This is a genomic window from Vibrio litoralis DSM 17657, from assembly GCF_000426765.1.
Lineage (GTDB): Bacteria > Pseudomonadota > Gammaproteobacteria > Enterobacterales > Vibrionaceae > Vibrio > Vibrio litoralis.
Map to the genome: position 1 here is coordinate 80,838 of NZ_AUFZ01000004.1, position 10,547 is coordinate 91,384.

Consider the following 10,547-nt stretch of genomic DNA (forward strand, 5'->3'; position numbering starts at 1 on the left):
TATCCTATTTTTGGCAGTGTGCTAAATTTACTAAGCATTTCTAAAAACATTAAAAGCGAGTATATATTATGAAAAAGTTGAAAGTGGCGATCGTAGCAGCGCTTGGCGTTACAACTCTAAGTGGTTGTATGGGTCAAATGGGTGTAACAGGCCTAGTAACTAAAGTTAACTTAATGGCTGTTGATAACCGTTATGCGCGTGAAGGCGTTTTCCTTCTTCTCAGCCCAGTTTACGGTATTGCTTCTGTAGCCGATTTATTCATCTTCAACTCAATTGAGTTCTGGACTGGCAAAAACATCATCACTAACAAATCTCCAGCGCTTGTTGATACAAGTGTTGAAGCTTGGTTAAAAGTGAATGATAAAGTAGATAGCTCTCTAACGGGTGCTCCAGTTCAAGCTAACGTTGCTGGTGTTGAAAACACAACTATCCAAAAAATTGACAACAACACGCTAGAAATGAACATTTCTTACGTAAACGGCACTCAGAAAACTCTACGTGGCGTTAAAACTGGTGATGCTGTTGCGTTCTACGCAAACAACGAACTAATCACTACAGTAAGCGTTCAAGAACTAGAAGATTACGTAGCATCAGCTCAACTGTAATCAACACTCTTTAGCGACACTGCTATAATATTATGCTTAGGGCCGATCAGCGATGATCGGCTCTTTTTTATCTGTTCAATCTGAAATTGGTGTTATGCCGGTATCAATTCGACTTAAGTTCTACAGATCTTTTCCGCAGAACACGGCATAGTAATTTTAAAGGTGTAAAGGGAGAGGGGATAACAATGGAAATGTTTTTGGTTGTGTTTGAAAAAGCGGTACTGCTGTCTGGAATTGCATGCGTTCTATTTAGCTTATTTGAATATGGAAAGCGTAGCCAAGATTGGAAAGGGGTAGTGACGGTTTTCTATAAACGTGTCAATATGACAGTGAGTGAGTTCAAGTTTTATAAGTTTGGGGTGAGCTTGCTAGTATTTGCGGTGGTTTTTCGGATTGCGATTCTTACATTTTTCCCATAACAGATTGATAAATAATGCATTTCATTGGGAGTGGTGTTGACTGAGTAGTCAGTTTTTGAGTTGCTATCTGGCGTAAGGTATCACAAAAAAATTTAAAATAGCAGACTAGCAATAAAAAAATCACAGCCTATAATGCTGAAAACCGGAGCGTCTGCCAACGCTCCGGTTTTTTTGTGTCCGAAATATAGGTGAGCACTTCTGCCAAAGTATTCATCTCGCATGCAATAGATACACGATTGCGGCGCCAAAAGGACGCATACATTCTATGTAATTAAGGAAATTTGCATTATGCGTATCGAACAAGAACTTAAGTTAGGCTTTAAAGATGTGTTATTCCGCCCGAAGCGTTCAACATTAAAAAGTCGTTCTCAAGTAAATTTAACCCGCGATTTTACGTTCAAGCACAGCGGACGTCAATGGTCTGGTGTACCTGTTATTGCGGCTAATATGGATTCTGTTGGTAGTTTCGATATGGCGAAAGCGTTAGCAGAACATGGTGTAATGACTGCGATTCATAAACACTACTCAGTAGAAGATTGGAAAGGCTTTATCGAATCAAACGATGCGAACGTATTAAATAACGCAATGGTATCAACCGGTACTTCAGAAGCCGACTTTCAAAAAACCAAAGACATCATGGCAATGAGCGATGATTTGATCTTTATCTGTGTTGATATAGCGAATGGTTATTCTGAGCACCTTGTTGACTACGTAATGAAAGTCCGTGAAGCGTTCCCTGATAAAGTGATCAGCGCAGGTAACGTTGTTACTGGTGATATGGTTGAAGAGCTTATTCTAGCTGGTGCAGATATCGTTAAAGTTGGTATTGGCCCAGGTTCTGTATGTACGACTCGCGTGAAAACCGGCGTCGGCTACCCACAACTTTCCGCGATTATCGAATGTGGCGATGCTGCACACGGTCTAGGTGGCATGATCATCGGTGACGGTGGTTGTACATGTGCGGGTGATGTATCGAAAGCCTTTGGTGGCGGTGCAGATTTCGTAATGCTAGGTGGCATGTTAGCTGGCCATGAAGAATCAGGCGGCGAGCGCATTGAGCAAGATGGCAAAACCTTCATGAAGTTCTACGGCATGAGTAGCCAGTCTGCAATGAAGAAGCACTCTGGTGGTGTTGCGAAATACCGTGCAGCGGAAGGTAAAACCGTATTGATTCCGTTCCGTGGATCTGTGCATGACACGATCAACGATATCCTAGGTGGGGTGCGCTCAACCTGTACCTACGTTGGCGCAGCGAAGCTTAAAGAGCTAACTAAGCGTACTACCTTTATCCGTGTTCAAGAGCAAGAAAACAATGTTTATGGACGTGAATAAACTGGATTATTAACACCAAAAAAGGCCGCTTTAAAAGTGGCCTTTTTTATACCTTAAATGGCTTTACTTTTTAAATGACGTTAACTCAAGTTTAGAGAAAGTCACGCTGTTGTAGTCACCATTTTTCACGTCAGTGGCGAAGTCACCAGTGCCTGCACAACCAGGAGACCAGAAACCATCATCGTCTTTCACGCTACATTGACCGTATGCGCCCGCTTTAAAGTAGAATGAATCTTCCGCGTAGCCACGTGGGTTATCTTTCTCATCTACAGTGCCGTCAGGCTTCAGGTTTTTAGATAGGTCTATTTTATATTCAACCGTCTTGTGGTTTTTCGAAGTGAATGTTAAGTGCATGATGTTACCTTCAACATCAACAACATAGCTAAACTCTTCCCCCAGTGCTAAACCTGCATCTTTAGGATCTTCTTTGTTTTCCCAAGTATTGCCCCAAACTGGGTAGGCAATATCAGTACGGTTTGGATCTTTCTTCGCTAAGTTACGCTCATAGTTAAAGAATACAGAGCCATTTTCGTGTCCTGGCCATTTTTTGTAGAAGATTTTTAATGGCTCATTACCGTAACCAAAGCCAATTTTAGCTTCGATCATTTTTGGATCTTTGTTCGCGTGAATTTGGCCTACCACAACAGAGTAAGCAGGGTATTTATCTGGTTGGTTAGCATGAGTGGCAACATGGTTTACTTTTAATGTTGCTTCAAGCTTACCGCCAACTGCTGCGTATTTGTCAGCATCAGGGTGAGCAGCAATAGCAAAGTTATTTTCAGGGGCTTTTACGTGAATATCTAAGTTAGTGCCACGTAGCATTTGACGAAGTTCAGAGCGAGCATTCGATGAGCCAGATGTAGTGATGGCTTTATTTTGTACTTGGAAAACCATGTTGCCATCATCATCTAAAAAGAAATAGTCAGGGTTTGAATAGCTAAACATTGCTACCCCTTCAATTTCGTCAATTTTACCGTTTTTATCCCTGTCTTCTGGAACGGTAATTTTCCAGTTCATCATGTCAAACTTGTCAGCAGGTACAGGAGCGGCTTGCGCCATCGCGTTTGCTGAACAACCTAGGATAACCGACATGCAGAGGAATTTTTTTAACATTTTCTATCCTTATTTAACGTTATGTTTTAATTGTTTTTTATACTTGGGTACAGATATCTAATTAACGTCTAGATAATAAAATCTTATAATAATACAAAAGGTGGGGTGGTGAGTTTTGTCACATATTAAGGAAGGGAAAATAGCGTAAGATCACTTTTTAAAACTTTTTATTCTCCCTAGCTTACATTTAACTAGGGAGAATAATGTTAATGATGGATACCTCTATAACACTCTGATTATTAATGAATTAAACCAAAAAATTTCGGTAAGAATAAGCTTAATGCTGGAATAAAGGTAATCAGCAATAAGGTAATAATTAGTACGCCACAGAATGGCAGAATGGCTCGAATCACTTTTTCAATTTTGACACCACTGACACTACAACCTACGAATAAAGCCGTACCAACCGGTGGGGTGGCAATACCAATACATAAGTTAAAGATAATCATCATGGCAAAATGAATCGGGTCCATACCAAGCTGTGCCGCGATTGGCATAAAGATTGGGGTGAAAATGAGCAGTGCAGGAGTTAAATCCATGAACATGCCGACGATTAATAAAATAAGATTCATTAATAGGAAAATAATGATCGGATTATCAGAAATAGATAACATCCAATCACTGATCATTCCCGGCAAGCCAGTGAATGCCATTGCCCAAGACATAATGGTAGAAGCGCCGATAATAAACAGCATGATGCCAGTGATTTCAGTGGTTTCAATGCTGATTTGTTTAATATCTTGCCAGCTGATCGTTCGATAACACAGCGACAAAATAAAAGAGTAGAGTACCGCGATACAAGCGCCTTCGGTTGCAGTAAATACCCCACCAATAATGCCGCCGATAACCACGAAAATTAAACCTAAGCTCGGTACGGCTTGCCATACAATGGAGGCCACTTGTCTTAAAGTATGACGCTCGACCGCGTGTTTATCATAACCTTTACGTTTCGCAATAATGTAGGCCACAACCATACAGCTTAAGCCCATTAATATGCCTGGAACGTAACCGGCAATAAATAAAGCGGCAACTGAAGTACCACCACTGACTACGGAAAAAACAATCAATGAATTACTTGGTGGAATGAGTAGGCCAGCAGGGCAAGAAGCAACGTTAACCGCTGTTGAATAAGCCTTGTCGTAACCTTCTTTTTTCATTTCAGGTGCAAGGGTTTTACCTACCGCTGCTGCTGCCGCAACTGCCGAGCCAGATACCGCACCAAACATCATATTGGATAAAATATTAACGTGGGCAAGAGAGCCAGGAAGACGACCAACTAACAACTTCGCAAAGTTAATCAACCTGCCCGCAATACCGCCTCGGTTCATTATATTGCCTGCCAGAATAAAGAATGGAATAGCAAGCAAACTAAAGCTATCGACCCCGGTAACAATCTTTTGTCCAGCAGTCATTGAAGCAACATCAAAAGGGAGAATGGTGTACATGATCACCAGTGAAGACATCGCAATTGCAATCGCAATCGGCACACTGAGCGCAATCATGGTTAAAAACAGGCATAGCAGCCAAAAACCAACAGAAATATCCATATTCGCGGGACCTTAGTGAGATTCTTTAATAAAAGGTTCTAAAATGTTGAGTATTAAATAGAAAACAATTAGAACGCCGGACAAGGGTAAAATAAAATACACGTAGGCCATTGGGATTTGTAAAGCAGGGGAGAATTGCTGCATAGTACGCCCAATTAACGCCCAGCCACCTTTTAACATGGCAAGAGAAACAAAAGATAAAGCAAGGAAGTTAATAAAGAGTTGAAGTGCGGTATTCCATTTTGGTGGAATATTATCAGCCAATAAAGTAATGGCTAAATGGCCTCTTTTACCAAATAAGTAACTGGCGCCCAGTAGACCTAACCAAATCATTAAATAGCGTGATAACTCATCAGTAAATGAACTTGGGTCATTTAAAATATACCGACTAAATACTTGCCAAGTTACTGTGACAACTAAAGCCAGTAATGCAAAGCCGCAAAAAATTAATATGGATTTATCTAGGTAGGATCTTATATTTTTAAGCAGAACAAACATGTGCGTTCCTTAATACTATCAAAAGCTGTTTGCCCTTAGCTTACGAAGTTGAAACTGCAGATAAGTTGACAGTGTTTTTTCACTTATCGTCTCACTGCAGTTCCAATTACTTTGGCTATATTGTTGTTAAAACCTCAATAGAGCAAACATGATAAAGTACGATGTTGAATTATTTAATCGCTTGGATTTTATCGATGAAGTAGCTAAGTTTTGGATCTTTCTTCGCGTCATCCAGCATAGGTTTTACCTTCTCTTGGAATTTAGCTTTATCCACTTCAACAAACGTTACGCCCATTTTTTTCGCTTTTTCAACGTTAGCATTTTCAGTTTGATCCCAGATTTTGATTTCTTCTTCTAGAGACTCCGCTGCAGCTTCTTTCATGATCTTACGCTCTTCTTCACTTAGATTTGCCCAAGTGTTTTCAGAGATAATGATCAAATCAGGACTCATCGTGTGTTGGTCCATTGAGTAGAATTTAGCAACTTCACTGTGGCGCATCTCAACTAAGCTCGACACGTTGTTTTCCGCCGCATCGATAACGCCCTGTTGTAAGCCGGTGTACACTTCTGTAAATGGAAGTGGCGTAGCTTTAGCACCAAGTAAGCTGATCATTTTCATCATGGTTGGAGATTCTGGAACACGAATTTTTAAGCCAGCAAGATCTTCAGGCGTTTTAATTGGTTTTTTCGCATAGAAGCTACGTGAGCCTGAATCATAAAACGTTAAGCCAATGAAGCCCTTACCTTTACTTGATTGAAGTAATTCTTCAGCAGACTCACTACGCATGAATGAACGCATGTGCTCTGGGCTATTAAATAGGAATGGAATCGAGATAACTTTAAAGGTTGGTTCGAATGATTCTGCTAGTGAACCATTGATTTTTGCCATATCAATCGCACCCGTCACAACTTGCTCTGCTTGATCACGCTCTGAACCAAGTTGCGCGTTTGGGAAGATTTTGACCGTAAGATCCCCGTTCGATTTTTCTTTTACTTTGTCAGCAAAGATAACCATGCCTTTATGGGCTGCATTGTCTAATGACATTGCATGGCCAAGAGTTAAGGTTTTTGCTGAGGCAGAAAAGTTAGTAAAGAGGGCCGCGATAGCAAGAGGTAAAATCAGCTTTTTCATGTAACGTCCTTATTATGTTGTTGTTTGATATTTAGCCTAGTTATGTAATTTTGTAATACAATAAATAAGGGTTCAGAATTTGACCGGCATCTTACATTTAGTCACATTTGTGATCTGAGTGGAATTAGTGCTGAAATACATAGATTCACAATAAATGTGTTTTTTATTATAGAGTTAAAATGGAATTCAAGTGATGGATACCACAATATTTTTATATTTCAATCGAATGACGTCTATTATTGATAGATCTAGTTTGTAGTATTAAATTATTTAAAGTGTGATCTGGGTATGAACAAGTTTATGATTGGCTGCTATTTTATTTGAGCAGGCCAAAATGAGTATGTATCAAAAAATGGCTTGTATCCCTTGTTTGTTAAAAGCATGCTTTGCTAAAAAACTGCTTGTTACAAACACGCTTTGCTAAAAGGCGTGCTTTGCCAAAAGAAAGCGTATTTTTCAAAAGACATGTTGATTCATAAGATGTTTTCATTGAGGAAATATTCGATTGAAAGGTAGGGGTTAAATATTGATGGACCAATATTTAAGTAGTAATTGAAATATCAATATTCACAATAATATTAATAAATGGTGAATAGAATGAAGTCATTTGGAAAAACAGCAAAAATAAGCTCATTAGCAGCATTAATTTCGCTTAGCTCAGCTGCAAATGCGGCACAATTAAATATCGTTGAAGCCTCAGATTGGGGTGGCGCTCATAGTAATTATCCAGCGTCTAAAGCGATTGATGGTACAACTCAATGGGAGTCGCGGTGGGCGGCTTATGATTCTGGCAGTGAGGTTAACTTGGTGCTGGATCTCGGTGAGGTGAAGAACCTTAACTATATAAAAGTTGCTTGGGGTCGAGGCGATCAATTAAGTAACCGATTTGAGATTCGTACACTTGCCAATGGTTCAAGTAATACTTGGACTAAAGTCTATTCGGGAAATAGCTCAGGTTCATCGGCACAATTAGAAACCTATGATTTTGATGATATTCAAGCTCGTTGGGTTCGCATTAAAGTGTTTGATAATACCGCTGGCAGTGATTGGACCAATATCATGGAAGTTCAAGCCTTTGGTGATGATAGTTCGTCAGGCTCAGGTGGTTCGGACTTTGATTTAGATGCAAGTAAAGCACCTTCTAGCAATTTTGACTTATTAGATTGGTATCTAAGTATTCCTTTAGATGAAGGTGACGGTTACGCGACATCAATTAAAGAAAATGAATTAGCCGCAAGCTATGAAGATGACTTTTTCTACACAGGTTCAGATGGTGGAATGGTCTTCTATACCCCAGTGAAAGGCTATAAAACATCAGAAAATACTAAGTATGTTCGTACAGAACTACGTGAAATGTTGCGTCGTGGTGATACTTCTAAATCTACCAGTGGTGCAGAAAATAACTGGGCGTTCTCAAGTATTTCAAGTAGTGATCAAGGTGATTTTGCTGGTATCGATGGAACGTTAAAAGCCACGTTAGCGGTGAACCATGTAACGACAACCTCATCAAACAATGAACAAGTTGGTCGTATTGTGGTTGGGCAGATCCATGCTCAGAATAATGAACCGATTCGCCTGTACTACCATAAGTTGCCGAACAACAGTAAAGGGGCGATCTACTTTGCTCACGAAACATCAAAATCAGATGGTGGTGATGAAACCTGGTACAACTTACTTGGTTCAATGGTGAGTTCTAGTGGTAGCTTAAATTCAACCAGCAATCCATCAGATGGTATTGAGTTGGATGAAACCTTCTCGTACGACATTACGGTCAACGGTGACGATTTAATTGTGACGATTAGCCAAAATGGTTCACAGCTCGCACAGAAAACCGTCGATATGCCGGGCAGTGGTTATGATGATGCAAGTAACTACATGTACTTCAAAGCCGGTATTTACTTACAAGATAACACCAGTGAAGACGATGATTATGCGAAAGTCACTTTCTACGAGTTAAGCAATACTCACGACAATTACAATCATTAATAAAATCGACAAATCTTAAGATAATAAGAGCTTACTTACCGGTAGGCTCTTATTTTTTTATCCGTCTAATGCTGAGAAAGATCACAAAAATGAACTTATTTGTATGATTAATCTTTGTGGGGTTGATTGTGCTGATACTAGACGAAACAAGGCTTTAACGGTTTTTCGATATTAACTTCCTTGCATTTTCAGCTGCTTGTAGTCGAATGAAAAGATTATAAATCTACCTACCTCACATTAAGTAATACAATATTAAGTTATAGTTTTTGCATTAGAGGCGCAGTTATTATCTGAATTAGGGAATGTATCTAAAATGAAAAAAGTATATTTAGGATTGGTTGTTGCAGGTCTATTAGCGGGTTGTTCGACAGCAGAACAATCAAACTCTACCTCGACAGCCATGGCAGCTCCGACTGCAACTCAAGCAGAGTTAATCAAACAGCTTGATGTCAATAAAGCGCCTGCTGAAAACTTTGATTTATCTAAATGGAAAATCAACTTACCGTACCCAGATGATAAACCAGGGCGTCAAGGTAAGACGATGGAATTATCAAAAGAACAGTTAAACAACCATGTACCTCCTTTTTCTTATCCAGATTGGTTCTTTACTGATCCAGCATCTGGCGCGATGGTATTTAGTGTTCCAAACCATGCGGTAACCACTCCAAATAGTAAGAATGCTCGTACTGAGTTACGTGCAATGCTTGGAACAGAATATAAAGCACCAGATAACAACTTTGCAGTTGCAGCCAATGACAATGCTGATGAATACGGTTCAGTGGGTGGTCACTTATCTGCAGTCTTAAAAGTAGATTGGGTGAGCACCAGTGGTAATGATTCAAAATCTGGCGCACATGCGGTGGTTATTGGTCAAATTCATGGCTCAAACAACGAGCCATTGAAGATCATTTACCGCAAACTGCCTAACCATGATCTAGGTTCACTTTCTTGGAACTATGAAACGAATCCAGAAAATAAAGCTGACCGTAAAGACATCAAACATGATGTATTTGGGAAAAACCGCTTAAAGCAATCTGATGCATCACCAGAAGATGGTATCGCACTAGGGGAAGTATTCTCTTACGATGTCAATGTTGAAGATAATATCATGTACCTAACATTCAAGAAGAATATTGGTGAGCCGACTGAAATCGTTAAAACCTTTGATATTGATTTAAGCAAGCCGTACCCAGGTGAAGCGAAAGATACTAGCTACGCACAAGATTGGATGTACTTTAAAGCAGGTGCATACAACCAATGTAATACTGGCTCATCTCAATGTACCAACAATGGTATAGAAGCGGGTGATTACACAAAAGTAAGCTTCTACAAGTTAACGCTTGATCAATAGAAGATTTTTAATCCTATGCTCCACTGATTTGCTCTTATAGGTTGAAGTACTTTGCCCCACATTATCGTGGGGCTTTTTTTGCTTTAATATTTTAATGGTATAAAAAAAGCCCCAACTGGGGCGTCGGGGCAAAAAATCATTCAGGGTGAGAATGATAAGTTTCTAGGAAATATAATTACTTGGGTATTTTAAATTAGTTTACTTTTGCTACAGCATCTTTAACTAATGTACCTAACTCATCCCATTGTTCATTATCAATAAGAGAAGTAGGAACCATCCAAGTACCGCCACATGCCAATACTGCTGGGATAGATAGATAGTCATCAATGTTTGATAAACTTACGCCACCGGTTGGCATAAATTTCACGGGGTAAACAGCGGTTAATGCTTTCAACATACCAACGCCACCAGATGGTTCAGCTGGGAAGAACTTAACGGTTTTAAGACCCAGTTCCATTGCTTGCTCAACTAGGCTTGGGTTGTTAACACCCGGAACAATTGGCATGTTCTTTTGTTGGCAGTATTTAACCGTCGTTGGGTTTAAGCCTGGGCTTACGATGAAAT

Annotated in this window: 10 protein-coding genes; 5 read left to right on the forward strand and 5 right to left on the reverse strand. The window is 39.8% G+C overall.

Annotated elements, in window-relative coordinates; genetic code table 11:
• The first annotated feature begins 68 nt into the window (after positions 1-68).
• The 3 genes from K358_RS0101945 to K358_RS0101955 all read left to right on the forward strand — a co-directional run bounded on the left by K358_RS0101945 (position 69) and on the right by K358_RS0101955 (position 2,356).
• Complete coding sequence (locus K358_RS0101945) at positions 69-605, forward strand: DUF3332 domain-containing protein (RefSeq protein WP_027695249.1); 537 nt, start codon at positions 69-71, stop codon at positions 603-605.
• 185 nt (positions 606-790) lie between these two features.
• Positions 791-1,024, forward strand: a complete 234-nt coding sequence (locus tag K358_RS0101950) for a hypothetical protein (protein WP_027695250.1) — start codon at positions 791-793, stop codon at positions 1,022-1,024.
• 288 nt (positions 1,025-1,312) lie between these two features.
• Positions 1,313-2,356 carry a GMP reductase gene (locus tag K358_RS0101955; protein WP_027695251.1) on the forward strand — a complete coding sequence of 348 codons (1,044 nt, stop codon included), beginning with the start codon at positions 1,313-1,315 and terminating at the stop codon, positions 2,354-2,356.
• Positions 2,357-2,419: 63 nt separating this feature from the next.
• Here K358_RS0101955 and K358_RS0101960 read toward each other — a convergent pair whose 3' ends face one another.
• The 4 genes from K358_RS0101960 to K358_RS0101975 all read right to left on the reverse strand — a co-directional run bounded on the left by K358_RS0101960 (position 2,420) and on the right by K358_RS0101975 (position 6,646).
• On the reverse strand, positions 2,420-3,448 hold the full coding sequence (locus K358_RS0101960) for a polysaccharide lyase family 7 protein (protein WP_425315030.1): 1,029 nt from the start codon (positions 3,446-3,448) through the stop codon (positions 2,420-2,422).
• A 260-nt stretch (positions 3,449-3,708) separates the two neighbouring features.
• Positions 3,709-5,016, reverse strand: a complete 1,308-nt coding sequence (locus K358_RS0101965) for a TRAP transporter large permease (protein ID WP_027695253.1) — start codon at positions 5,014-5,016, stop codon at positions 3,709-3,711.
• Positions 5,017-5,028: 12 nt separating this feature from the next.
• Complete coding sequence (locus K358_RS0101970; RefSeq protein WP_027695254.1) at positions 5,029-5,505, reverse strand: TRAP transporter small permease; 477 nt, start codon at positions 5,503-5,505, stop codon at positions 5,029-5,031.
• A gap of 178 nt (positions 5,506-5,683) precedes the next feature.
• Positions 5,684-6,646, reverse strand: coding sequence for a TRAP transporter substrate-binding protein (locus K358_RS0101975; protein WP_027695255.1), 963 nt, complete (start codon positions 6,644-6,646; stop codon positions 5,684-5,686).
• A 597-nt stretch (positions 6,647-7,243) separates the two neighbouring features.
• Between K358_RS0101975 and K358_RS17895 the strand changes: the two genes are divergently transcribed.
• Together K358_RS17895 and K358_RS0101985 are read left to right on the forward strand one after the other, a co-directional pair.
• Positions 7,244-8,632 carry a polysaccharide lyase family 7 protein gene (locus K358_RS17895; RefSeq protein ID WP_244875215.1) on the forward strand — a complete coding sequence of 463 codons (1,389 nt, stop codon included), beginning with the start codon at positions 7,244-7,246 and terminating at the stop codon, positions 8,630-8,632.
• Between the two features lie 313 nt (positions 8,633-8,945).
• Positions 8,946-9,983, forward strand: coding sequence for a polysaccharide lyase family 7 protein (locus K358_RS0101985; protein WP_027695256.1), 1,038 nt, complete (start codon positions 8,946-8,948; stop codon positions 9,981-9,983).
• 193 nt (positions 9,984-10,176) lie between these two features.
• Here the strand turns inward: K358_RS0101985 and eda are convergent.
• On the reverse strand, positions 10,177-10,547 hold a 371-nt coding region (gene eda / locus K358_RS0101990; protein WP_027695257.1), incomplete at its 5' end, for a bifunctional 4-hydroxy-2-oxoglutarate aldolase/2-dehydro-3-deoxy-phosphogluconate aldolase.

What these genes read in the sequence shown, in the direction of transcription:
- K358_RS17895 (WP_244875215.1), top strand. Translation starts at nt 7,244, where the DNA reads ATGAAGTCATTTGGAAAAACAGCAAAAATAAGCTCATTAGCAGCATTA.
- K358_RS0101975 (WP_027695255.1), bottom strand. Translation starts at nt 6,646, where the DNA reads ATGAAAAAGCTGATTTTACCTCTTGCTATCGCGGCCCTCTTTACTAAC.
- K358_RS0101960 (WP_425315030.1), bottom strand. Translation starts at nt 3,448, where the DNA reads ATGTCGGTTATCCTAGGTTGTTCAGCAAACGCGATGGCGCAAGCCGCT.
- K358_RS0101955 (WP_027695251.1), top strand. Translation starts at nt 1,313, where the DNA reads ATGCGTATCGAACAAGAACTTAAGTTAGGCTTTAAAGATGTGTTATTC.
- K358_RS0101950 (WP_027695250.1), top strand. Translation starts at nt 791, where the DNA reads ATGGAAATGTTTTTGGTTGTGTTTGAAAAAGCGGTACTGCTGTCTGGA.
- K358_RS0101965 (WP_027695253.1), bottom strand. Translation starts at nt 5,016, where the DNA reads ATGGATATTTCTGTTGGTTTTTGGCTGCTATGCCTGTTTTTAACCATG.
- K358_RS0101985 (WP_027695256.1), top strand. Translation starts at nt 8,946, where the DNA reads ATGAAAAAAGTATATTTAGGATTGGTTGTTGCAGGTCTATTAGCGGGT.
- K358_RS0101945 (WP_027695249.1), top strand. Translation starts at nt 69, where the DNA reads ATGAAAAAGTTGAAAGTGGCGATCGTAGCAGCGCTTGGCGTTACAACT.